The sequence below is a fragment of the Clavibacter sp. CT19 genome (assembly GCF_027858075.1).
GTDB classification, from domain to species: domain Bacteria; phylum Actinomycetota; class Actinomycetes; order Actinomycetales; family Microbacteriaceae; genus Clavibacter; species Clavibacter tessellarius_A.
Map to the genome: position 1 here is coordinate 14,073 of NZ_JAQHYR010000001.1, position 24,159 is coordinate 38,231.

Annotated in this window: 17 protein-coding genes, 1 tRNA gene and 1 other RNA gene; 11 read left to right on the top strand and 8 right to left on the bottom strand. The window is 73.6% G+C overall.

What is annotated here, in order from left to right; translation table 11 throughout:
* The first annotated feature begins 178 nt into the window (after positions 1 to 178).
* Together PED38_RS00070 and PED38_RS00075 are read left to right on the top strand one after the other, a co-directional pair.
* Complete coding sequence (locus PED38_RS00070) at positions 179 to 1,678, top strand: GH1 family beta-glucosidase (RefSeq protein ID WP_270978993.1); 1,500 nt, start codon at positions 179 to 181, stop codon at positions 1,676 to 1,678.
* On the top strand, positions 1,675 to 2,241 hold the full coding sequence (locus tag PED38_RS00075; protein ID WP_270978994.1) for a GNAT family N-acetyltransferase: 567 nt from the start codon (positions 1,675 to 1,677) through the stop codon (positions 2,239 to 2,241). Before PED38_RS00070 ends, PED38_RS00075 begins: the two co-directional genes overlap by 4 nt.
* A 41-nt stretch (positions 2,242 to 2,282) precedes the next feature.
* On the opposite strand, the gene PED38_RS00080 is transcribed toward PED38_RS00075, so the two are convergent.
* The 3 genes from PED38_RS00080 to PED38_RS00090 form a co-directional block, all read right to left on the bottom strand.
* The gene (locus tag PED38_RS00080) at positions 2,283 to 2,720 is read right to left on the bottom strand and encodes a MarR family winged helix-turn-helix transcriptional regulator (RefSeq protein ID WP_063071994.1); all 438 of its coding nucleotides are present in this window, start codon (positions 2,718 to 2,720) and stop codon (positions 2,283 to 2,285) included.
* A gap of 125 nt (positions 2,721 to 2,845) precedes the next feature.
* On the bottom strand, positions 2,846 to 3,181 hold the full coding sequence (locus PED38_RS00085) for a hypothetical protein (protein ID WP_063071995.1): 336 nt from the start codon (positions 3,179 to 3,181) through the stop codon (positions 2,846 to 2,848).
* Positions 3,182 to 3,308: 127 nt separating this feature from the next.
* Complete coding sequence (locus tag PED38_RS00090) at positions 3,309 to 4,265, bottom strand: LysR family transcriptional regulator (RefSeq protein WP_063071996.1); 957 nt, start codon at positions 4,263 to 4,265, stop codon at positions 3,309 to 3,311.
* 81 nt (positions 4,266 to 4,346) lie between these two features.
* On the opposite strand from PED38_RS00090, the gene PED38_RS00095 reads away from it, so the two are divergent.
* The 3 genes from PED38_RS00095 to PED38_RS00105 all read left to right on the top strand — a co-directional run bounded on the left by PED38_RS00095 (position 4,347) and on the right by PED38_RS00105 (position 7,978).
* A complete protein-coding gene (locus PED38_RS00095) occupies positions 4,347 to 5,423 on the top strand; it encodes an aminotransferase class V-fold PLP-dependent enzyme (protein WP_254654535.1) in 1,077 nt (358 codons plus the stop codon).
* A 179-nt stretch (positions 5,424 to 5,602) separates the two neighbouring features.
* Positions 5,603 to 6,838 (top strand): multidrug effflux MFS transporter, encoded by a 1,236-nt coding sequence (locus PED38_RS00100; RefSeq protein WP_063071997.1) that lies wholly within the window; start codon positions 5,603 to 5,605, stop codon positions 6,836 to 6,838.
* Between the two features lie 39 nt (positions 6,839 to 6,877).
* The gene (locus PED38_RS00105; protein WP_270978998.1) at positions 6,878 to 7,978 is read left to right on the top strand and encodes a heparan-alpha-glucosaminide N-acetyltransferase domain-containing protein; all 1,101 of its coding nucleotides are present in this window, start codon (positions 6,878 to 6,880) and stop codon (positions 7,976 to 7,978) included.
* Here the strand turns inward: PED38_RS00105 and PED38_RS00110 are convergent.
* Together PED38_RS00110 and PED38_RS00115 are read right to left on the bottom strand one after the other, a co-directional pair.
* Entirely contained in the window at positions 7,975 to 8,901 is a 927-nt protein-coding gene (locus PED38_RS00110; RefSeq protein WP_063071999.1) for an aminoglycoside phosphotransferase family protein, read from the bottom strand. The genes PED38_RS00105 and PED38_RS00110 overlap by 4 nt on opposite strands.
* A complete protein-coding gene (locus tag PED38_RS00115; protein ID WP_063072000.1) occupies positions 8,898 to 9,548 on the bottom strand; it encodes a hypothetical protein in 651 nt (216 codons plus the stop codon). Before PED38_RS00115 ends, PED38_RS00110 begins: the two co-directional genes overlap by 4 nt.
* A gap of 751 nt (positions 9,549 to 10,299) precedes the next feature.
* Here PED38_RS00115 and PED38_RS00120 point away from each other — a divergent pair.
* Positions 10,300 to 11,163, top strand: a complete 864-nt coding sequence (locus PED38_RS00120; RefSeq protein WP_270978999.1) for a hypothetical protein — start codon at positions 10,300 to 10,302, stop codon at positions 11,161 to 11,163.
* A gap of 20 nt (positions 11,164 to 11,183) precedes the next feature.
* Positions 11,184 to 11,393 (top strand): hypothetical protein, encoded by a 210-nt coding sequence (locus PED38_RS00125; protein ID WP_063072002.1) that lies wholly within the window; start codon positions 11,184 to 11,186, stop codon positions 11,391 to 11,393.
* A gap of 82 nt (positions 11,394 to 11,475) precedes the next feature.
* On the opposite strand, the gene PED38_RS00130 is transcribed toward PED38_RS00125, so the two are convergent.
* The 3 genes from PED38_RS00130 to PED38_RS00140 all read right to left on the bottom strand — a co-directional run bounded on the left by PED38_RS00130 (position 11,476) and on the right by PED38_RS00140 (position 15,435).
* Positions 11,476 to 11,563, bottom strand: a tRNA-Ser gene (locus tag PED38_RS00130).
* Between the two features lie 46 nt (positions 11,564 to 11,609).
* A complete protein-coding gene (locus tag PED38_RS00135) occupies positions 11,610 to 14,384 on the bottom strand; it encodes a helix-turn-helix transcriptional regulator (protein ID WP_270979002.1) in 2,775 nt (924 codons plus the stop codon).
* Positions 14,385 to 14,781: 397 nt separating this feature from the next.
* Positions 14,782 to 15,435, bottom strand: coding sequence for an SDR family oxidoreductase (locus tag PED38_RS00140; RefSeq protein WP_063072010.1), 654 nt, complete (start codon positions 15,433 to 15,435; stop codon positions 14,782 to 14,784).
* Between the two features lie 85 nt (positions 15,436 to 15,520).
* Between PED38_RS00140 and ffs the strand changes: the two genes are divergently transcribed.
* From ffs to PED38_RS00160, 4 genes are all read left to right on the top strand, one after another.
* Positions 15,521 to 15,617, top strand: an RNA gene (gene ffs / locus PED38_RS00145) — signal recognition particle sRNA small type.
* A 49-nt stretch (positions 15,618 to 15,666) separates the two neighbouring features.
* The gene (gene pta, locus PED38_RS00150) at positions 15,667 to 17,784 is read left to right on the top strand and encodes a phosphate acetyltransferase (protein ID WP_270979004.1); all 2,118 of its coding nucleotides are present in this window, start codon (positions 15,667 to 15,669) and stop codon (positions 17,782 to 17,784) included.
* Positions 17,785 to 17,846: 62 nt separating this feature from the next.
* Positions 17,847 to 19,037: an acetate/propionate family kinase gene (locus tag PED38_RS00155; protein WP_270979005.1), complete on the top strand. Its 1,191-nt coding sequence runs from the start codon at positions 17,847 to 17,849 to the stop codon at positions 19,035 to 19,037.
* A 291-nt stretch (positions 19,038 to 19,328) separates the two neighbouring features.
* Positions 19,329 to 24,116: a choice-of-anchor G family protein gene (locus tag PED38_RS00160; protein WP_270979007.1), complete on the top strand. Its 4,788-nt coding sequence runs from the start codon at positions 19,329 to 19,331 to the stop codon at positions 24,114 to 24,116.
* Positions 24,117 to 24,159: the final 43 nt, after the last annotated feature.

A 24,159-nucleotide genomic window follows, 5' to 3' on the forward strand; every position in this document is an offset into this window, starting at 1 on the left:
GGCGCCGCGCAACGTCGACACGAGGGCGCGGGCGGGTCGGATGCGGTGCGGGCGCGGCGGCGCGGGCGGGTCGGGTGGACGCGCGGGAGGCGTCCCGGCAGGATGGCGGGAGGTCGTCGTCGACCGCGCGCACGCGCATCCGCCGGCCCCATCGCCCCGACGGAGAGGTCCGCAGCCCATGACCCACGCATCGCCCGCCGCGACCGGCACCCCGGCTCCCGACGACCGGGGCACCGGCCTCGACTTCCCGCCCGGCTTCCTGTTCGGATCCGCCACCGCCGCGTACCAGATCGAGGGCGCCGTCCGCGAGGGCGGCCGCGGCGACTCCATCTGGGACGTCTTCAGCCGCACGCCCGGCAAGGTGCTCGGCGGCGACACCGGCGACGTGGCCGACGACCACTACCACCGGCTCGAGTCCGACCTCGACCTGATGCAGGAGCTGGGCCTCGAGGCGTACCGGTTCTCGATCGCGTGGCCGCGCATCCAGCCCACCGGCCGCGGGCCGGCGAACCCGGAGGGGCTCGCGTTCTACGGGCGGCTCGTGGACGGGCTCGTCGCGCGCGGGATCACGCCCATCGCCACGCTCTACCACTGGGACCTCCCGCAGGCGCTCGAGGAGGAGGGCGGCTGGACGAGCCGCGAGACCGCGTACGCCTTCGCCGACTACGCCCGGATCATGGGCGAGGCGCTGGGTGACCGCATCGGCACCTGGACGACGCTGAACGAGCCGTGGTGCTCGGCGTACCTCGGCTACGCGGCCGGCGTGCACGCGCCGGGGCGCACGGACGCGGAGGCGTCGTTCCGCGCGGTGCACCACCTCAACCTCGCGCACGGGCTCGCGGTCGCGGCCCTCAAGGAGGTCGTGCCGGTCGACGCCCGGTTCTCCATCACGCTCAACCTGCACGTGATCCGCGGCGAGGGCGACACGGGCCCGGAGGCCGTGCGCCGGGTCGACGGCGTCGGCAACCGCGTCTTCCTCGACCCGCTGCTGAACGGGGTCTACCCGGCCGACGTGATGGCGGAGACCGCGGCCATCACCGACTGGTCGTTCGTGCGGCCGGGCGACACGGAGCTGATCCGCCAGCCGCTCGACCTGCTGGGCGTCAACTACTACAACACCAGCCGGGTGCGGATGCGCGACGGCTCGTCCGCGGCGGGCGGCACCTCCATCCACGGCGACGTCGCCGCGTCGCCGTTCCCCGGCACCGACGACGTCGACTTCCTCGAGCAGCCCGGGCCGTACACGGCGATGGGCTGGAACATCGAGCCGCAGGGCCTCGAGGACCTGCTCGTGTCGCTGCACCGGGAGTTCCCGGACCTGCCGCTCATGGTCACGGAGAACGGGGCCGCGTTCGACGACGAGGTGACCGTGGGCGACGACGGCGTGCGCGCCGTGCACGACCCCGAGCGCATCGACTACCTCACGCGCCACTTCGCGGCCGCGCACCGGGCGATGGCCCGCGGCGTCGACCTCCGCGGATACCAGGTGTGGTCGCTCCTCGACAACTTCGAGTGGGCCTTCGGGTACTCGAAGCGGTTCGGGATCGTGCACGTCGACTACGCCACGCAGGAGCGGACGCCCAAGGACAGCGCGCTCTGGTACGCGCGGATGATCGCCGACCGGCGCATCCCCGCTGCCGACGCGCGTCCGCAGCGGGACGTGCGACCGGCCCCGTGAGCGCGCCCCTGCCGGGCGCCGACGAGCGCGTGACGCTGGCCCCCGGGATCGTGATGCGGCCCGCGCGGATCGGCGACGCCGCTGCGCTCGCCGAGGCCTACCGGGAGAACCGCGAGCACCTCCGCCCCTTCGAACCCGCCCGCACGGACGCCTTCTTCACGGCCGCGGGCCAGCGCGCGCAGCTGGCGGGCCGGGTGGCGGAGCGGGCCGCCGGATCCGGCCTGCCGTACCTCGTCGTGGAGGGTGACCGCGTCATCGGCCGCTGCGACCTCTTCGCCGTGAAGCGCGGAGCCGCGCAGAGCGCGAGCCTCGGCTACTGGATCCACCGGGACCGGCAGGGCGCGGGCCTCGCGACCGCGGCGGCCGAGCAGGCCGTGCGCATCGCCCGGGCGGCGGGGCTGCACCGGGTGGAGGCGTCGACGCTCGTCGGCAACGTCGGCTCCGAGCACGTGCTGCGGCGCGCGGGCTTCGCCGCGATCGGGGTGGCGGCCGGGTACCTGCGGGTCGACGGCACCTGGAGCGACCACACGCTCTGGCAGCGGGTGGTCGACGGGGCGCGCTGACCGCTCCGGTAGCGCTCGCGCCGAGGCCGCCGCGCGGGCCTTCAGGCGTCGAGCAGCAGGTCCGTCATGCTGCGCAGGCGCGCCTGGGCGCTCGAGTCGGCGCCGCTGCGGTCGACCACCACGTCGTGCACGGTCGCGGCGACGCGCAGCAGGTCGGGCAGGATCTCGCGGCCCCGGTCGGTGAGCCCGATGAGGAGGCGGCGCTCGTCGGCCTGATCGCGCTGGCGGGTGATGTAGCCGAGCAGCTCCAGCCGCTTGAACAGCGGGGACAGGGTGCCCGGGGTGAGCTGCACGGCCTCGCTGAGGTCGCCCGCGCGGCGGGGGTCCTCCTCGTGGAGGGCGAGCATCACGAGGTACTGCGGATGCGTGAGGTGGTAGGGCTTGAGGAGCGGCCGATAGAGCGAGATCACCGCTCGGGACGCCGCTGCGAGCAGCAGGCCCATGTCGCGGTCGAGCAGCGCTCCATCGTGGTCCGTCATGTGTCCTCCTGGCCGCCCGCGGGAGCTCGTCCCCCGACGGCCTGATCCCCTCGGACGCTACTCGCGTCCTGGAGGAGCGACCCGGCGGGTCGGCGCACGCACAGCGCGCACGGAGGGTGACGTCATCAGGGGGCGCCGGGCGGCACCCAGCCCTGCGCGGCCTGGTGCTCGCGCACCGCGGCGACGGCCCGGTCAGCGTCGACCGGCACCGCATCCCAGAGGATGCCGGAGGGGTCGAGCCACCCGAGCGCGACCATGGTGTCGGCCAGGTCCTCCACGTACATGGAGACGAGCAGGCCGTGCCAGCGGATGGCGTCGCCGTGCAGGCTCCAGCCGAAGTACGCCGAGAGGTACCGGGCCTGCTCCGAGTGGCTGCGCTGCAGGTGACGGTTGGGCCGCTCCGTGGATCCGCCGGAGGCCTGGACCTCGTCCTGCATCTCGTCGCCCGGCTCGACCGGCATGCGCTCTCGTCCCTCATGTCGTGGTGCCGCCGGCGGGCGCCGGAGGCATACCCGACGAACACTACGGACACCCTCCGACATCGCGCCAGTGGCGGGGCTCGCGCGGCCGTGGTGGCAGCCGGCCGGATCAGGCTCGGCGGAGCTCCCAGTCGCCCACGCGGAGCCGGGCCAGCGCGTCGACGGCGGCGCGCACGGCCGTGGATCCGAGGCCGCCGGGCGCCGTGACCGCGTGCGTCGTGCGCTCGCCGACCCCCGAGATCCGCCGCCGCACGACGCCGCGGGGGAGCGGCGCGGTGGCGAGCGCGAGCGACGGCAGCAGCGCGACCCCGAGGCCCGCGTGCACCATGCCGACGGCGGCGGCCGCGTTGTCGGTCTCGAACGACGTCGCCGGCGCGAAGCCGCTGCGGGCGCACGCGCTCACGAGGTGGCGGCGGCAGCGGACGCAGCCGGCGATCCACCGGTCGTCGGCGAGGTCGCGGAGCGCGAGCGGCCCGCGGTGCCGCAGGGCGCGCGCCTCGGGAAGCACCGCCCACAGCGTCTCGCGCCAGAGCGGCCGCACGTCGAGCCCGTCGAGGGCGCCGGCCGCCGGATCGTCGGGGTCGTCCGGGTAGGCGAAGGTCACGGCGACGTCGGCCTCGCGCGCCCGCACGGCCTGGACGGCCTCGGGCGGCTCGGCCTCGAGGTAGCCGAACGAGAGGCCGGGGTGCGCGGCGGCGAGCCCGCCGAGCAGCCGCGGCACGACCGTCGAGGAGGCGGAGGGGAAGGCGGCCACGCGCACGGTGCCGGCGCGGAGCCCCCGCAGGTCGTCGAGCTCGTCGGCGGCCCGCTCCATCGCGTGCACGACGGTCGCGGCGTGCCGGGCGAGGACGCGCCCCGCCTCGGTGAGCACGACGCCGCGGCCGGAGCGGGCCGTCACGGCCGTGCCGATGCGGGCCTCCAGCCGCCGGAGGGTCTGCGAGAGGGCGGGCTGGCTCACGCCGAGCGACGCGGCGGCGGCGGTCACGGATCCGCGGACCGCGAGCGCGTGCACGGCCTGCAGCGAGGCCGAGTCGAGGTCGCGACCGGTGGGTGGGGCATCCGTCATGCGGGGAGCATAACCGGCGCTTATGCGTCTCATGCCGTCAGAGGGCTTGCTCGGCGGATGCGCGGTCGTCACGCTGGAGGCATGCCGACCGCCATCCCCGCCCCCGCCGCCATGCCGGACCTCGCGGACCACCGCGACCTGTTCGAGGCCGGCCCCGGCTACCTCTCCGCCTGCACCATGGGCCTGCCCACGCGGGAGACGGTCGCCCGCCTCCGCGACGACCTCACGCAGTGGTCGGCCGGCGGATCCACCGCGCACGGCTACGGCGGCGTCGTCGAGGGCGTGCGCGCGTCGTACGCGGGGCTCGTGGGCGTGCCCGTCGGATCCGTCGCCATCGGCTCGCAGACCGCCGCCTTCGTGAGCGTGCTCGCGGCGGCCGTCCCCGCGGGCGCCGAGGTGCTGTGCGTCGCGGGCGACTTCAGCTCGCTCACCTACCCGTTCGTGGTGGCGGAGGCGCGCGGCGTCGTCGTCCGGCACGTGCCGCTCGAGGAGCTGGCCGGGGAGATCGGGCCGCGCACGCACCTCGTGGCCTTCTCGCTCGTGCAGTCCGCGGACGGCCGGGTCGCCGACGTCGCCGCGATCCGGGAGGCCGCGCGGATCCACGACGCCTTCACGCTCTGCGACACGACGCAGGCGGCCGGCGCGATGCCCGTCGACGCGAGCCTCTTCGACGCGACCGCCTGCCACGCCTACAAGTGGCTCTGCGCTCCCCGCGGCGCCGCGTTCCTCACGCTGTCCGACCGCTACCGCCGGACCCTCGTGCCCGTGCAGGCCAACTGGTACGCGGGCGCCGACGTGTGGGCGTCCTGCTACGGACCGGCGATGGCGCTCGCCGAGGACGCGCGCGCGTTCGACCTGTCGCCCGCGTTCGGCGCGTGGGTGGGCGCGGCGCCGGCGATCGCCCTCTTCGCGCGCCTCGACCTCGACGCCGTGCACCGCAGGAACGCCGAGCTCGGCGACCTCGTGAGCGCGGGCCTCGGCATCGAGCCGCGCGGGCAGGCGATCGTGACGTGGCCGGACGCGGACGGGACCGACCTCTCGCGGCTGGGCGCCGCGGGGATCGTCGCCTCCGGTCGCGCGGGCCGGGCGCGCATCGCGTTCCACCTCTGGAACGACGAGGACGACGTGGAGCGGGTGGTCCGGGCGCTGCGGCGCTGACGGGGACGGCGGGAGGCGGCCGGCGGGAGGCGGCCGGCGGGAGCGGCTGGCGGGAGCGGGAACGCAATTCTTCCGGCTGGGAATAAGCCGGGCGGGGGTCCGTTGGACCTCGAGGCGGTCCACGCCGCACGCCCCGTCCTCGGCGCCCCGCGCCCCCTCTCCTCCCGAAGGAACGCCCCGTGTCGTCTGCCGCCATCCACCCCGGCGACGCGCTCTCCCGCCGCGAGCGCATCGTCTACATCATCGTGCTGGGTGCCCTCGTCGGCCTCGGGCCCTTCACGATCGACCTCTACCTGCCGGCCTTCCCGGTGCTGAAGGACGAGTTCGGCGTCACCGACGCGGCGATCCAGCTCACCCTGACGGGCACGACCGTCGGCTTCGCGCTCGGCCAGCTCGTGGTCGGCCCCTGGAGCGACCGGGTCGGACGCCGCCTGCCGCTCATCGTCGCCTCGATCGGCCACATCCTCGCGTCGCTCGGCGCGGCGCTGTCCACCGACGTCTCGATGCTGCTCGTCTTCCGCGTGCTCCAGGGCGCGGGCGCCGCGGCGGGCGCGGTCGTGGCCATGGCCATGGTCCGCGACCTCTTCGGCGGGCGCCCGCTCGTCCGGATGCTGTCGCGCCTGGCGCTCGTGACGGGGCTCGCGCCCATCCTCGCGCCGGTCATCGGGTCGCAGCTGCTCCGCATCGTCGACTGGCGCGGCGTCTTCTACGCGCTCGCCGCCTACGGCATCGCCGTCGTGGTCGCCGTGGTGTTCCTCATCGTCGAGACGCTGCCGCGGGAGGACCTCGTGGTCGAGGAGAAGGGCGCGCTGCTCCGCCGCTACCGGAACGTGCTCAGGGACCGCGTGTTCGTGGGCGTCGCGATCATCGGCGGCATGCAGTTCGCCGGCCTCTTCTCCTACCTCTCCAGCTCGTCGTTCCTGTTCCAGGACGTGTACGGGTTCGACGCGCAGCAGTTCGGGATCCTCTTCGGCGTCAACTCGCTCGGCATCGTGATCGGCAACCAGGTGGCGGCGCGCATGACGAAGCGCGTGGGGCCGCAGTGGATCCTCGCGGGCGTGGTCGTCGTGCAGTTCGCGGCGTCGGCGGCCATCGTGCTGCTCGGCACCTTCACCGACGCGGGGCTCCTCGGGACGCTGATCCCGCTGTTCTTCTTCATCCTCGCCTGCGGCTTCGGCTTCCCGTGCGTGCAGGTGCTGGGGCTCGTCAACCACGGGCACGAGGCGGGCACGGCGGCGTCGCTGCTCGGCGCCGTGAACTTCGGCCTGGCGGGCGCGATCTCGCCCATCGTCGGCGTGCTCGGCATCACCTCGGGCGTGCCCATGGCGTCGGTGATGGGCGCGTGCGCGCTGGTCTCGATCCTCTCGATGTGGCTCATCGTGCAGCCGCGCACGGTGCCGGCGCTCACGAACTGAGGCCCGGGCGTCGGCGGGAGCGCTGGGTAGGGTGAGGCCATGAGCGCCGCCCGCGATCCGGCCCGCCTCCGCGGGGTCGACGCGGCGCGGGGTCTCGCCGTGCTCGGGATGATGGCGGCGCACGTCGCCCTGCCGCGCACGCTCGCGCTCGACGACCCGGCGTCGTGGCTGGCGATCGCGGACGGCCGCTCGTCCATCCTCTTCGCGACGCTCGCGGGCGTCTCCATCGCGCTCATGTCCGGACGCGACCGCCCCGTCGACGGGGCCGGCCTCGCGCGGGTGCGGCTGCGGATCCTCGTGCGCGCCGCGTGCCTCTTCCTGCTCGGCGGGCTGCTGGCCGCGCTGCAGACCTACGTCGCCGTGATCCTCGAGGTGTACGCGGTGCTCTTCGTCGCGCTGCTGCCGCTCCTGCGCTGGCGCGCGTCCCGGCTGCTCGCGCTCGCGGCGGGCGCCGCCGTCGTGCTGCCGGTGGCGACGACGGCCCTCGCCATCCACTTCGACGCCGCCCTCATGCGGCCGGACCCGTTCGTGATCCTGCTCGTCACCGGCCACTACCCGGCGCTCACGTGGGTGGCGTTCGCGATCGCGGGGCTCGGGATCGGCCGGCTGGCCCTCGGGTCGCCGCGCGTGCAGCTGCTGCTCGTCACGGTCGGCGCGGGCCTCGCGGTGCTGGCCTACGGCGGGTCGGCGCTCCTCGAGGCCGCGCTCCCCGCGCCGCCGCCGGGGTGGGAGTTCATCCTCTCGACGCTGCCGCACGAGGGGTCGCCGTTCGAGGTCGTGGGATCCGGCGGCGTCGCCGTCGCGGTCATCGGCCTGTGCCTGCGCGCCGCCGCCCTCCTGCCCGTCGTGCTCGTGCCCCTGGAGGCGGTGGGGCAGCTCGCGCTCACGGTGTACGCCGTGCACATCGTCGTCATCGACCTCGTGGCGCCGGAGGGCGACCTCATCGCGGACGACGGCGCCTACCTGGCGTTCGTCGTCGTGACGCTCGTGCTCTGCCTGCTGTGGACCCGGATCCTCGGCCGCGGGCCGCTCGAGCGCGCGCTCGGCGCGGTCGCCGGTCGGACCTCCGACGCGGTCGGGCGGACGACGCCCGGGGCGGACCGGGTCCCGTCGCCGGCCGAGCGCGACCCGGCCGCCTAGGAGCGCGCGGGCCGCAGCGCCCGGGCGGCCGCGCCCAGCCGGCCCAGCGCCGCGACGCGCTCGCGACGCGACGGATCGCCGACGTCCCACGCCGCCGACAGCGCGCACCAGGCCTCTGCCCACGCGAGCACGTCGTCGAGGTCGCGGCCCGTCTCCTCGGCGATGACGGCGGCCCGTCGGGCGAGCCGCCCCGGGCGCAGGGCGATCGCGAGCGTCGGATTGCAGAGGACGTTCGCGGTGTCGAAGCCGGGATCCCCGCGGAGGGCCTTCGGGTCGATGGCGCGCCAGGCGTCATCGGCCGCGTCGCCATCCGAGCCGTCCGCGCCGTCCGCGCCGTCGCCGTCGCCGTCGCCGAAGCGCAAGACGTTCCCGTGGTGCACGTCGCCGTGGAGCACCGCCTCCCCGGGCGATCCGCCGAGCAGCTCGCGCAGCACGTCGCGTCCCCGGTCGAACGCGCGGGGGAGCGGGCGCTCGGGCTCGAGCAGCTCGCGCGCCCACGTCGCGAGCGGCACCGCCTCCGCGCGCACCCCGTCGGGCACGGCCACGGAATGGAGGCGCCGGGCGGTGCGCACGAGGATCCGCGTGGCCCGCTCGTCGCGCGCCTCCGCGTCCGGCCCGACGGCCGACGCCTCGCGCACCAGCAGGCCGGGATCCTCGGCGCGCGACATGAGCACCGCACCCCCGTCGTCCGCCGCGTGCACGCGCACGGCCCCGCGTCCCGACCACGCCGCGAGGAGCCGGCTGCCGCGGCGCTCCTCGTCCACGAGGGGCACCTTGAGCATCAGGCGCGCGCCGTCGCGGCGGACGGGCGCGAGGACGCTGCTCGGCGTGACGACGACCGCGCCGTCCGGATCCAGCCGCCACCGCGCGCGGTACGGCGCGAGCGCGCTCTCCGCGGACGCGCGCTCCCCGGCGCCGGTCACAGCCGCAGGGCGACGGGCACGCCCGTCAGCGCCATGATCCCGACGACCGCGGCGACGACGCCGAGGCCGAGCAGCACGAGCGCCCCCGCGAGGGCGACGCGCGACCGCTCGTACCAGGGCAGGATCCCGCGCCGGGTCGCGCGCAGCTGCGCCATGGTCACCACCTTGGTCTGCTCGACGAGGGGCCGGTCGAGCTCGGCGGCCATCGCGTGCATCATGCAGAGGTCGTACACGCGCCCGTCCAGCCGGAGGAGGAGGCGCCCGTCCGCGTCGAGGGCGAAGAGCCGCGGCTGCGTGTCGAGGGTCAGGCCCTGGTAGACGTGCACCACCACGACCTCGTGCACGTCGCGCCCGCGCACGCTCGTGCGTCGTCCGAGGAATCGCGCCTCGACGTCGCCCGACGCGGGGTCGATGCGCAGGTAGGAGGACCGGTAGAGGATCGCGAGCACCGACGCGACCAGCGCCACGGCGCCCATCCCGATGAGCACGGCCGCGGCGTTGCCCGACCGGATGGCGAGCACGAGGAGCGCGGCGCCGAGCGGCACCACCAGCGCGAGGGTCGCGGAGCCGAGCTGCCGGAGCAGGTCGCGACGCGGTCGGATGAGCGTGAGGGTGCGCTCGCCCTCGTCCGTCCCGCGGTGCTGCACGTCGCCTCCGGTCCTGGTCCGACGCCGTCCCCGCGTCCGCCCGCCCCGTGCCCGGCCGCGCGGCGGGCGGGCGACCGCGGATGCGCGGACGGGGCGTCCCGTCAAGCCTAGGCGCGCGCGCCTGCGCCGGGCATCGGCCCTATGGGGGACACGGGCGGCCTGCTGGGGTGCACGCGGCGGCTGCGGCGTGTGGCGCGGCGCGGGCGCGATCCGGGAGCGGCGCCCACGCCGACGGCTGGGGAGCGCGAGTGACCCGCTCATCCGCGACGAGAGAGACTGCGAGAGGACGGAAGACGGGTGGCGCATGGCGGGGGACGAGATGAGGCGTGACACCCGGATCTTCCGGACGGGAGTGGTGGTGCTCGTGCTCCTCCTCCCGTTCGTCGTGTTCCTGCCGCTGTCTTCCTCGACCGGCGACGCCGCGGCGTTCTCCTTCCTGCCGATGGTGCTGGTCGCGTCATGGTTCGCCTGGTTCGCGACGCAGGCGCCGCGCACGGCGCACAAAGGAGAGGCGCACGTGGCTTTGCCAACCGGCTCCTACGTCGTGCGGGGTGGCGGAGAACAACGGGTGTCAGCCCCGAGATCTCTCACCCATGCGCTCCGGATGGCCACGAGTGCGATACGCCCATCATCAGTGCCAGCTCTTCGCAAGTCCCCCCAAAGTGTGACATGCGGGAGCTAACTTTGTGAAAAATCGTCGGCCAGCGGCGGCGGCGGCCATCGCTCGAGTTCTCGTGGAGGATTTATGCGCTTGTCTAAATGGAATGGGCCCAAGGCGGCTCTCGCGATCGTCGCGGCGATCGCGATGTTCAGCGCGGGGAGTGTTCCTGCACATGCGGAAGAAAGGTTCGACGCATTCTCCGTGGTTGACGGGCGCGGAGTCCTCGGTCACGCTGACGAGCAATTTCATGGCGTGGGCGTCCAACGCCAGGCAGGTACTGTGGCCGCGAGCGCAGAACCGGTCGCGATAGTGCCCAAGATGAACGGCCTCAGTGCGCCCTCTGTGATGGATGGCGATACGAAGGCATTCGATGCAGACGACTTTGGAGTGGTCGTCGGAGCGAACACGCGAGGAACGGCGGCAGCCTTCATCGCTATAGGCGACGCGGCCGCACCCCAGGATTTTGCTTTTCAGATCGGTGGGCGAGGCGATCGGCTCATAATCCAGCCCGACGGAGGAGTGGCCGTCACGGACGCATCCGGTCGTTTCCTGAACTTCCTGGAGGCACCCTGGGCTCGAGACGCCTCCGGAAGGTCCCTTAAGACCTCCTACTCGATCTCGGGCAACGTGCTCATCCAGCATGTCGAGACAGGTGACGCGATGTTCCCGGTGGTCGCGGACCCGTCAACCGGTTGCGGTATCGGGTACTGCTCCATCTACTTCAACCACAGCGAGACTCATGACCTTGCGACGGCGGGAATCATCGCTCTCGGTGGTGCAACGGGCGCTTGCGGTCTCGCGGGGCCCGAGGCTATCGCTGCATGTGGTATCGCCGCAGCGGCCATCGGCGCGACTGCTGTGTACGCTGACAATCACAACCAGTGCGTCGGATTTCTATTCTCGAACTTCGGTACGTTCAATCCGTTCGTTTACGACGGTGAACAGTGCAATTGACCTGAAAGGTGGATGAGGTAATGGCCGATGACAAGATGACGCGCGATACCTGGATTTTCCGAATCGGGCTCGCGGTGCTGGTGATCCTGCCGGTCGCCGTGTTCATCCCGCTCGCCACCGCGAGCGGCGACGCTCCGGTGATCTTCTTCGTGCAGGTCGTGCTGGCCGCGTCGTGGGTGGCCTGGTTCGCGCGACGCAGGCGTCGGGCGCGGGGGGACGGCCAGCGGTAGCTGGCCGAGCGAGGACCTCGAGGAGGCTCCCGTACGACGAGAGCCCCGCCGGACCGCTGGTCCGTCGGGGCTCTCGTGTGTCTGGCGGAGGATAGGGGATTCGAACCCCTGAGGGCTTTCACCCAACACGCTTTCCAAGCGTGCGCCATAGGCCACTAGGCGAATCCTCCATGACGCGTGCCGCAGGCGTCAGGAACGTCGCGGCACCCGTCGATACTACCTGCCCGCGAGCAGGGTCGATGCACCCGGGGTGTCGAGCAGCCCGGCGAGGGCGCGACGCGAGGGCGCGCCGAGCTTCGCGCGCGCCTGGTAGAGGTGCGACTCGACCGTGCGCACCGACAGGAACAGGCGTCCCGCGATCTCCCGGTTGCTGAGGCCCTGGGCCGCGAGCACCCCGATCTCCAGCTCCCGCCGAGTGAGCATGCTCACGTCGAGCACGGGCGCGACGGCCGTCGCGGACGCCGCGGGGGAGCCCCGGTCGATGCGCGACTGGATCCGGCCGAGCGCCGCGCGCGCGTGGGAGAGGGCGGGCACGTCGTCGGCGAGCATCCGCACGAGGTCCTCGCACGCCGCCCGCGCCTGCACCGCGAGGCCGGCCGCCTCGAGCGTGCGCATGCCCTGCTCGAGCAGCTCCGGGTCGCCCGTGCGGGAGCCCTCGACGACCTCGGCCATGCCGTGCAGGGCGGGCACGTCGGTGCGGTCGCGGACGCGGCGCGCGCCCTCGACCAGGCGCGGATCCTCGGATCCGAGCGCCCAGGCCCGGAAGAGCATGCCCGCTCGGAGCGCGTGCGCCTCGCCGCTGAGGTCGCCGACGTCGAGGAGCAGCGTCGCCGCCTCGTCCGACCGGCCGCGGGCGGCGAGGATCTCCACGCGCACGCCCTCCGTGAGCATGCGCTGGTACGGGTAGCGCGGATCCGCCCGGTGCGCGATGTCCGTGGCGATGCGCTCGGCCTCGTCGGCGCGGCCGCGGAGCGCCAGCACGCGGGCGCGCTGCATGCCGATCCAGAGCCGCCACGTGCCGATGTCCGGGCCGATGAGGCGGTCGTCGGCGAGCGTCAGCTCCGCCTCGGCGCGGTCGAGCCGGCCGAGGTCGAGGGCCACGCCGCCCGTGATCGCGCCGAGGACGGGGATGAACCACTGCGCGTCCTGCGCGATGGCCGACTCGACCCACGTGTCGAGCTCGCGCTCGAGGTCGGGCAGGTCGAGGCGGCAGAGCCGGCGGCTGAACGCGCTCGCCGAGAGCAGCTCCAGTCGGGCCTCCTCGAGCAGGATGTCGTCGTACGTGCCGCGCCGGTCCTCCCGGTCGGACAGGAGGGCGAGGCCGGCGTCGATGGCCTCCCCGAGATCGGCGCCGCGTCCGAGGTGCCCGAGCGCGAGGACCACGGTGCGGTGCGCCCGGAGGCGGACGAGCGTGCTCGTGGCGCGCTCCGCCGCCGCGCGGGCCTGCGCGAGCGCGCCCTCCCAGTCCATGAGGCCGAGCGCCATCGCGGCGGCGATGGCGTCGGCCTCGGCGCGGACGTCGGCGTCGGCGTCGGGATCCGCGTGGGCGGCCTCGAGGATGGAGCGCATCCGGTCGGTGCCCGGCAGCACCGCGTGCGTGGCGACGATGCGCACGTGCAGCAGCTCGACTCCCTCGCGCGCGGTCAGCCCCGCGGTGCCCACGGCGTCGAGAACCTCGACGGCGCGCACAGGGTTCCCGAGGACGGTGAGGGCGCGCGAGGTCTCGCAGGCGGCGTAGGCGGCGGATCCGCCGTCGGCCGCGATCGCCGCGAAGGCCAGCGCGTCGTGGGTCATGCCCACGTCGTTGGCCAGGCGCGCGGCGACGAGGTGCACGGCCGCGAGCGTGGCGGCGCCGAAGCGGTCGACCGCGGCGGCCCGGTCCTCCTCGGAGAGCGTGCGCGCGATGAGCAGGCTCTCCTTGGGGCTGAGCGGCACGCCGTGCGCGGCCTCCTGGAGGAGGGACCGCACGACGCGGCGCGTGAGGCCGTCGACCGCACCGGGGTCGGTGCGGGCGAGCGCCGCCTCCGCCTCCAGCAGGTCGGCGCGGAGGATCATGTCGCCCTGCGCCTGCACGCGGGCGAGGCCGCGCGCGCCGAGGACGCGGAGGACGGTCTCGCCGAACAGCCGCGCGGCGCGCTGGTAGGGCACGCCGTCGAGGCGCGCCAGGAGCACGAGCGTCGCGCGCTCGTCGTCGCCGAGCGGGGCCACCCTCGAGGAGACGAGCTCGAGGATCCGCGCCCGGGGCGCGTTCGCGCTCGGGAACGCGTAGCCGCTCACGGAGCGCGCGCTGGCCCCCGTCTCCAGCGCCTCGAACGTCAGCTCGCGCACGAGGAACGGGCGGCCGCCGCTGCGGCGCTGGATCTGCACGCGCGTCGCCTGGTCGAGCGCGACGGAGCCGGCGAGGGAGTCGATCATCGCGTCGACCTCCGCCGCATCGAGGGGCGCGAGGTCGAGCCGCTCGGCGTATCCGGTGCGCCACAGGCCGAGGATCTCGTGCGCGGCCTGCGCCGTGCGGACGAGCGGATCGGCGCCGTCGGCGGATCCGCGGAGGTGGCGCGCGTCGCTGCCGGTGTCGTCGATCGTGACGAGCAGCGTGCAGCGCTCCGAGGCGCGCGCCTCCACCAGCGCCTGGCGCATCTCCGGGGAGAGGAGGTGGGCGTCGTCGAGCACGACCACGGGACGCGCGGCGGGCAGCGGCCGCGGCGCCCGGAGGCCGGGGAGCTGCTCGATGACCCGGCGCAGGACGTCGGCGAGGTCGGGTGTGGAGGCGTGGGCCCGGATCACCGTGAGGCCGTTGCGGGTGAGGGCGTCGGCGACCCGGCCGGCGACGTGGCTGCGGCCGGACCCGACCGCGCCCGTGACGATGGCGCTGGTGCCGGCGGCGAGCCAGCGCTCCAGCGTCTCCAGGTCGCGCGCGCGGCCTCCCTTCCCGGGCGTCGTCGTCGCCGGGCGGGCGCTCGACCTGCCGTAGCTGTGCGTCATCTGCTTCATGTGACCCCCGTCGCGGAAAGCGTGGCCCGCGCTGCATCCCCCGAGGCGGAGCGGGCCGTGTGACCCCCATCTTGCGCCGTTCTCGGCGGTCGGACCAGGGACACCGGCCCTTACTGATGGATCGGACCGCGGAAATAAGTAGTCCGCACTGTGGGGGACCCGGTCCGGCGTGCCTAACGTGTTCCACATGTCCGGGCATGGGGATGCTCCGGACGGTGCGCCACGGCGCACCATGCGCGCGATCAGCGGGAGGACGACGGCTCCGGGTGCCGTCGACCCGTGGCGTCGCGTGCGGCACGACCCGGGTGCCTCAGCAAGCCCGGAAGCGGATGACGGCCCCCTCCGGGGAGGAGGGGGCCGTCATCCGGATGGGCGCCGGGCGCCCGTGCGGGTCGCGCTAGTAGCGGAGGCCCGCGATGGCCTCGGCGACGGGCTCCTCGCCCGAGATCGCCTCGAACTGGACGCGGACGCCCGTGCCGTCGATGAGCGCGGTCGCGACGATCTCGGCGACGTCCGCGCGGGGGATCGAGCCGCGCCCCGTGGACGTTCCGACCTGCACGCGGCCGGTGCCGGCGTCGTCGGTGAGGCCGCCGGGGCGGACGATGGTCCAGTCGATGTCGCGCGCCCGGAGGTCGGCGTCGGCCTCGGACTTCGCGCGCTGGTAGATCTCGTAGGTGTCGTCGCTGTCGGGGTCGAAGCCGTCGACGGCCATGGCCGAGATCATGACGTAGCGGGTGACGCCCGCGCGCTCGGCGGCGTCGGCGAGCAGGATCGCGCCGTCGCGGTCGATGGTGAGCTTGCGCTCGGGGCCGGAGTCGGGGCCGCCGCCGGCCGCGAAGACCACGGCGTCGGCGCCCCGGAGCGCCTCGGCGACCTGGTCGACGTCGCTCTTCTCGAGGTCGAGCACGAGCGCCTCGGCGCCCGCGTCGGCGAGGTCGGACGCGTGATCCGGGTTGCGGACGATGCCGACGGGCTGGTGGCCCGCATCGGCGAGGCGTCGTTCGAGCAGTCGGGCGATCTGGCCGTGTCCTCCGGCGATGACTATGCGCATGCGCTCCACGCTACGCGCGGATCGTGACCGGCTCCTGGGCGGGCCGCCGCCGACCGACGGGCGCCCCGGGTCGGGTACACTCGGTGTCGGCTCCTCGCGTGGTGCCATCCAGGTGAACTCCCCCAGGGCGGAGACGCAGCAAGGGCAGCCGGGCTCTGGCAGGTGCGCGAGGGGTCTTCTCCTTTTAACACGGGCGGGCGTCCGCGCAGGCGACGCCCATAGGCTTGCCGCATGGCTCGGAGCATCTACATCACGTCCGCCGAAGGGCACTCGGGCAAGTCGACGGTCGCGCTGGGCGTGCTCGACACCCTGACCCACCAGATCCAGCGGGTGGGCGTGTTCCGGCCCATCGCGCGCTCCATCGTCGAGCGCGACTACGTGCTCGAGGCGCTGCTCGCGCACGACGGCGTCGACCTCGAGTACGACGAGTGCGTGGGCGTCACCTACGACGACGTGCACGCGGATCCCGAGGCCGCCCTCTCCCGCATCGTCGAGCGCTACAAGGCCGTCGAGGCGAAGTGCGACGCGGTCGTCATCGTCGGCAGCGACTACACCGACGTCGGCAGCCCCACCGAGCTGTCCTTCAACGCGCGCATCGCCGCGAACCTCGGCGCGCCCGTCCTGCTCGTGCTCACGGGCCGCCGCACGGACGAGTCGGGCGGCCGCAGCCCCGACGAGATGCGCCAGATCGCCGACCTCGCGATCCCCGAGCTGGTCACCGCGCACGCGGGGCTGCTCGGCATCGTGGTCAACCGCGCCGACCCGGAGGCGCTCGAGGCCATCACGGCCGCCATCCCCGCGGCGATCCCCGCCTCCCTCCACGCGCAGGCCCCGCACGTGCCCGTGTGGGCCATCCCCGAGGACGCGTTCCTCGTGGCGCCCACCGTCGCCGAGCTCCTCGACGCCGTCGACGGCGAGCTCGTCAAGGGCGATCCCGCGCTCCTCCGCCGCGAGGCCCTCGGGGTCGTGGTCTCGGCCATGTCGATGGAGAACGTGCTCGCGCGCCTCACCGAGGGCGCCATCGTCGTGATCCCCGGCGACCGCAGCGAGGTCCTCCTCGGCGTGCTCACCGCGCACGCCTCCGAGACCTTCCCCACCATCGCGGGCATCGTGCTCAACGGAGGGTTCGCGCTGTCGCCCACCATCGAGACGCTCGTGTCCGGCCTCGACCAGACCCTGCCCATCATCTCCACCGAGCTCGGCACCTACGAGACGGCGAAGCGCATCACGCAGACCCGCGGCCGGCTCTCGCCCGAGTCCGCCCGGAAGATGGACACGGCGCTCGCCGCGTTCGAGCAGCACGTCGACACGTCCCGGCTGCTCGAGCTCCTCGACGTCAGCCGCTCCGACGTCGTCACGCCGCTCATGTTCGAGTTCGGCCTCATCGAGCGCGCGCGGAAGGCCGGCAAGCGCATCGTGCTGCCCGAGGGCACCGACGACCGCGTGCTGCGGGCCGCCGGCACGATCCTCAGCCGCGGCATCGCCGACGTCACGATCCTCGGCGAGGAGATCGAGGTGCGCTCGCGCGCCATCGGCCTCGGCATCGACATCGGCCGCGCGACCGTGCTCAGCCCCTTCGACGCGGTGCTCCGCGAGCGGTTCGCCGAGGAGTACGTGAAGCTCCGCGCGCACAAGGGGATGGTGCTCGACATCGCGCGCGAGACCGTCACCGACGTCTCCTACTTCGGCACGATGATGGTGCAGCTCGGCCTCGCCGACGGCATGGTGTCCGGGGCCGCGCACACGACGGCGCACACGATCCGGCCGGGCTTCGAGATCATCAAGACCACCGCCGGCGTCTCCGTCGTCTCGTCCGTGTTCCTCATGGCGCTCGCCGACCGCGTTCTCGTGTACGGCGACTGCGCCGTGAACCCGGATCCGACGGCCGACCAGCTCGCCGACATCGCCATCTCGTCGGCCGCGACCGCGGCGCAGTTCGGCATCGAGCCGCGCATCGCGATGCTCTCGTACTCGACGGGGGAGTCGGGCGCCGGTGCCGACGTGGAGAAGGTTCGCCAGGCGACCGCGCGCGTGCGGGAGCTGCGGCCCGACCTCGCGGTCGAGGGCCCGATCCAGTACGACGCGGCGGCGGACGCGGCGGTCGCCGCCACGAAGATGCCGGGATCGGCGGTCGCCGGCCGCGCGACGGTGTTCATCTTCCCGGACCTCAACACCGGCAACAACACGTACAAGGCCGTGCAGCGCTCGGCCGGCGCGGTGGCCATCGGGCCCGTGCTGCAGGGCCTCCGCAAGCCCATCAACGACCTGTCCCGCGGTGCGCTCGTGCAGGACATCGTCAACACCGTCGCCATCACCGCCATCCAGGCCGAGGGGATCGAGGCGGGCTGAGCGCCCGTCCGTCCCGCCAGCTCCGTCCGACCTCCCGTCCCGCCCGCACCCCAGGAGAACCCGTGCCCGTCGTCCTCGTCGTCAACTCCGGATCGTCGTCCTTCAAGTACCAGCTCATCGAGATGGGCTCCGAGACCGTGCTCGCGTCCGGCCTGGTGGAGCGCATCGGCGAGGGGAACGGATCCACTCGGCACAGGGCCGGCGGCGACTCATGGGAGCGCGAGCTGCCCATCGCCGACCACACGGCCGGGTTCCAGGCGATGCTGGACGCGTTCGGCGAGCACGGCCCGTCGCTCGAGGAGGGCCCGCCCGTCGCGGTGGGCCACCGGGTGGTGCACGGCGGCGACGTGTTCGTCGAGCCGACCGTGGTCACCGACCGGGTGAAGGCCGACATCGACGACCTCTCGGCGCTCGCGCCCCTGCACAACCCGGGCGCGCTCCAGGGGATCGAGGCGGCGCAGACCGCGTTCCCGGACGTGCCGCACGTGGCCGTCTTCGACACCGCGTTCCACCAGACGCTGCCGGCCGAGGCGTACACGTACGCGATCGACCGGGAGCTCGCGGCCGCCCACCGCATCCGCCGCTACGGGTTCCACGGCACGAGCCACAAGTACGTGTCCGAGGCGGCCGCCCGGCTGCTCGGGAAGCCGCTCGAGGAGACGCGGATCATCGTGCTGCACCTCGGCAACGGCGCCTCCGCCGCCGCCGTGCAGGGCGGCCGCTCCATCGACACGTCCATGGGCCTCACGCCGCTCGAGGGCCTCGTGATGGGCACGCGCTCCGGCGACCTCGACCCCGCGATCCTCTTCCACCTCGCCCGCCACACCGACCTCGGGCTCGACGACCTCGAGACGCTGCTCAACCGCAGGAGCGGCCTGCTCGGGCTCACCGGGCTCGGCGACATGCGCGACGTGCAGCGCGCCGCGGCCGACGGCGACGAGGCCGCGCAGACGGCGCTCGGGGTGTACCGGCACCGGATCCGCCACTACGTCGGCGCGTACGCGGCGCAGCTCGGCGGCGTCGACGCGGTCGTCTTCACGGCGGGCGTGGGCGAGAACAACCCGCTCGTGCGCCGCCGGTCGCTCGCGGGGCTGGAGTTCATGGGCATCGGGATCGACGACGACCGCAACGAGCTCATCAGCTCGGAAGCCCGCTTCGTGAGCCCCGAGGGCTCGCCCGTCGCCGTGCTCGTGATCCCCACCGACGAGGAGCTCGAGATCGCCCGGCAGTCGCTCGCGGCGACCGCGGGCTGACCCGCCGCCCTCCCCACCGGCACCCGACGGGGCCCGTGATCCGCCCGGATCACGGGCCCCGTCGTCGTCCCGCCCGCAGGCGGCCACCCCGTAGCGCCACTGGGGCGACTACTGGAGCGGCACCGCATCCGGCCCCGGGCAGATCAGTAGACAGCAGTGTTGTCGCCCTCCGGGGCGGATGCGAACCTTCGATGACCGTGGGTGTGGTGGGGGCCGCCCCGCGGGACGCACGGCTGCGCCCCACGAGCGCGGCCGGCCATGCAATCGAGGGGAACGCACATGGCTCTACACATGCCCAGCCGCAGAAGCAGGCTGGCGACCGCGACGGCCTTCGGGGTCACCGCGGCTCTCGTCGCGTTCGGGGGCGTCCTGCCCGCTGGCGCGGCGGCGGGGGATCAGTCCGAGGCGGAGGCGCGTCTCGTGACGCTCACCGGCCTCGCGCAGGCCGTCGCCCTGGACGGCGCGTACACCGCGTACGCGCCCGGCGGGACGAACGACCCCGCCAGCCTCGACGGGCCGGTCTCGGCATCCGTCCTCCAGCAGCTCGCCGCGGTGCAGGTCTCGGCAGGCGTCACGCTCGGCTCCGTCCTCGACCTCAGCGGCGTGCGCGCCGGCGCCGACCGGCAGGTGTCCACCAGCGGCACCGCGGGCGCGACCGCCGCCGCGGGCGCCGTCACGGACTCGGGCGCCGTCGCCGTCAACGGCGGCACCGGCCAGGCGGCGCGGCTGGACCTCCAGCCGACGCTGCAGGCCGCGGGCGTCGCCGGCGTCCTCTCGGACCTCGACCTCCGGATCGGGGCGCTCGGGGCCACCGCGACGGACACCGGGGCCGCCACGCCGACGAGCTCGTACGGCATCGCCTCCGCGGACGCGACGATCACCAGCCCGGTCATCCAGGGCCTCCGCGCGAACCTCGTCGGCGCCGTCGACGGCGTCAGCGCGGGCCTCTCGACCCGCGCCGTCGTCTCGCCCGCGACGCTGGGCCTGCTCGACGGGATCCTCACCCGGGCGCTCGGCGTCCCGCTGCTCGACACGACCAACGCGACGGCCGACCTCCGCACGACGGTCAACGCGCAAGCGGCCGTGGACGCGGTCCTCTCGCAGCCGCTCACGAGCGGCGCGGTGACCATCGACATCCGGACGGGCACGCTCACGCTCGACCTGGACGCGATCCAGACCCTCGACGGCCAGCCGGCGGACACGCGCGTGCTGACTACGGCGGTGCTCACGCAGGCCGTGAACGCCGCGCTGACGGACATCCTCACGCGGCAGCTGCCCGACCGCCTCCTCGAGGCGGTGCTCGACTCCACCGCCGTGGCGCTGACGATCCGCACCGACATCGGGACGCCGCGGCTCAGCGTCCTCGTGCCCGCCGTGGACCTCGGCGACGTCGTGATCACGACGAACACCACGCTCGCGAACCTGGTGAACCCCACCGGTCCCGGCAACTCGGCGCCGGTCATCAGCACCGCGGGCACGGCCCTCCTGCCGCCCCTCACCCTCACGACCGCGCTCACGGAGTCGCTCGTCTCCGGCCTGACGACCGGGCTCCTCCCGGCGCTCGCCACGGATCTCGGCGGCGCGGTCAGCCGCACGAGCGTGGTCACCGGCCTGACGAACGCCACCGGCGCCGTGCTCACCGCCGTCGCCCCCGTCCTCGCGGCGGTCGACTCCGTAGTCCGCCTGACCGTCAACGCGCAGGACCGGCCGGGCGACTTCGCGGACGCGGACGGCCTCGACGCCGGCTCGTTCACGGTGAGCGCCCTGCGGATCGGGCTGCTGCCCACCGCGGGCGGCCCGACCGTCAGCCTCGCGTCGGCCACCGTCCGCGCGGACGCCGCGGTCGTCGGACCCGTCCAGCCCGTGGCCATCACATCGCCGGACCCCGCGCAGGCCTTCCCCGCCGGGACCACCACGGTCGCGGTCGAGGGGACGGCGGAGCCGGGTGCCGAGGTCGACGTGACGGTCGGGAACCAGACGCTGACCACCACGGCCACCACAGCCGGGCGGTACCGCGTGCTGTTCGCGAACCTGCCCTCCGGGACCTTCACCGCCAGCGCGCGTCAGCGCGTCGGCGGCGAGCAGACGGGCCTCCCGACGTCGGTGACCTTCGCGATCGCGGCCCCCGCGGCCGACGCGGATGCCGCGGACGCCGACGTGCTCGACCTCGACGGCCTCGACCTCCTCGACGCGGATGCCGCTGACCTGGACGCTCTCGACCTCGACGTGGTCGACGCCGTGGACGCCCTGGATGTCGACACGACGGACCTCGACGGGACCGACGCGGACACGATCGACACCGATGCCGATGTCCTGGATGTCGTCGACGTGGCGGATGTGGTCGTCGATGCGGGTGCTGATGTGATCGACGCGGGCGATGTGCTCGATGTCGACGGCGGTCTGGACGTGCTCGACACGGATGCTGCTGACCTGGACGCGCTGGACCTCGACGTGGTCGATGTGGTGGACGCGCTGGACGTGGACACGACGGACCTGGACGGGACGGACGCGGACACGGTCGACACCGATGCCGATGTCCTGGATGTCGTGGACGTGGCGGACGTGGTCGTGGATGCGGGTGCGGATGTGATCGACGCGGGCGATGTGCTCGATGTCGACGGCGGTCTGGACGTGCTCGACACGGATGCCGCTGACCTCGACGCCCTGGATGTCGACGTGGTCGATGTGGTGGACGCGCTGGACGTGGACACGACGGACCTGGACGGCACGGACGTCGACACGGTCGATACGGATGCTGACGTGTTGGATGTCGTGGACGTGGCGGACGTGGTCGTGGATGCGGGTGCTGACGTGATCGACGCGGGCGATGTGCTCGATGTCGACGGCGGCCTGGACGTCCTCGACACGGATGCCGCTGACCTCGACGCCCTGGATGTCGACGTGGTCGATGTGGTGGACGCGCTGGACGTGGACACGACGGACCTGGACGGCACGGACGTCGACACGGTCGATACGGATGCTGACGTGTTGGATGTCGTCGACGTGGCGGATGTGGTCGTGGATGCGGGTGCTGACGTGATCGACGCGGGCGATGTGCTCGACGTCGACGGCGGCCTCGATGTCCTCGACACGGATGCTGCTGACCTGGACGCGCTGGACCTCGACGTGGTCGATGTGGTGGACGCGCTGGACGTGGACACGACGGACCTCGACGGGACGGACGCCGACACGGTGGACGTGATCGTGGACGCGGGCGATGTGCTCGATGTAGACGGCGGCCTGGACGTGCTCGACACGGACGCCGCTGACTTGGACGCGCTGGACCTCGACGTGGTCGATGTCGTGGATGCCCTGGATGTGGACACGACGGACCTCGACGGGACCGACGCGGACACGGTCGACACCGATGCTGACGTCCTCGATGTCGTCGACGTCGCCGATGTCGTCGTCGATGCGGGTGCGGACGTCCTCGACGCGGGCGACGTGCTCGACGTGGACGGCGGTCTGGACGTGCTCGACACGGATGCCGCTGACCTGGACGCGCTGGACCTCGACGTTGTCGATGTCGTGGACGCGCTGGACGTGGACACGACCGACCTCGACGGGACGGACGCCGACACGGTGGACGTGATCGTGGACGCGGGCGACGTGCTCGATGTCGACGGCGGCCTGGACGTGCTCGACACGGATGCCGCTGACCTCGACGCCCTCGACGTCGACGTGGTCGATGTCGTGGACGCGCTGGATGTCGACACGACGGACCTCGACGGGACGGACGCCGACACGGTGGACGTGATCGTGGATGCGGGCGACGTGCTCGACGTGGACGGCGGCCTGGACGTGCTCGACACGGATGCCGCTGACCTCGACGCCGTGGACCTCGATGTTGTCGACGTGGTCGACGCCCTGGACGTGGACACGACCGACCTGGACGGGACGGACGCCGACACGGTGGACGTGATCGTGGATGCCGGCGACGATGTCCTGGATGCCGGTGACGTCCTCGACGCCGACGGCGGCCTGGACGTGCTCGACACGGACGCTGCTGACCTGGACGCGCTGGACCTCGACGTGGTCGATGTCGTGGATGCGCTGGATGTGGACACGACGGATCTCGACGGGACGGATGCCGACACGGTCGATGCCGACCTGGACAGCGCGGACGTGATCGACGCCGGTGACGTGCTCGACCTCGAGGGCGTCGACTCCGACGCCAACGACTCGGACGACTCGACGGACATCTCGTTCGACCTCGACGTGGCGGACGCGGACACCGCGGACGTCGCCGATGTGGTCGACGCTGACGGAACCGACGCGGTCGACGCAGCCGATGGTGACAACGACGCCGACAACGACGCTGACGGCGACAACGACGCTGACGGCGACAACGACGCTGACGGCGACAACGACGCTGACGGCGACAACGACGCTGACGGCGACAACGACGCTGACGGCGACAACGACGCCGACGGTGACAACGACGCCGACAACGACGGCGGCAGCGATGTGGCCGACGCGGTCGACGCGACGGATGCTGCTGACGCGACGGATGCTGCTGACGCGACGGATGCTGCTGACGCGACGGATGCTGCTGACGCCGCCGACGCCACCGACGCCACGGACGCCGCCGACGGCGGCCCCGACGGCAGCGAGCTCCGCACCCTCGCCTCGGTCCGCTTCTTCGAGGTCATGCGCGGCATGGGCATCGACCAGGAGGTGACCGCCGTCGGGTTCATGCCCGGTGAGACGGTCTCCGCCACGGTCAACTCCACGCCCATGCCGCTGCCGGACCAGATCGCCCCCGCGAACGGGCAGGTGACCTTCACCTTCCCGATCCACGAGGACTTCGAGATCGGCCAGCACTCGGTCACCATCTCGGGCAGCGTGACCGGCCCGGTGGACGTGCCGAACACGCGGTTCTCGGTCATCGGCCAGACGGTCCCGGCCGGTCTGCCGAGCACCCCGATCCGCGGAGGGACCGGCGGCTACGGCGGCGGGATCCTCCCGGTCACGGGCGGCGACGCCGACGGGATGCTCTTCCTCGGCGGCATCGCGCTCCTGATGATGCTGACGGGCGCCGGTGCCCTGCACCGCGGCCGTCGCAGCCGCCAGGCGTGACGCACCGCTGACGCAGGCGGGCGGGTGATCCGGCACGACAGCC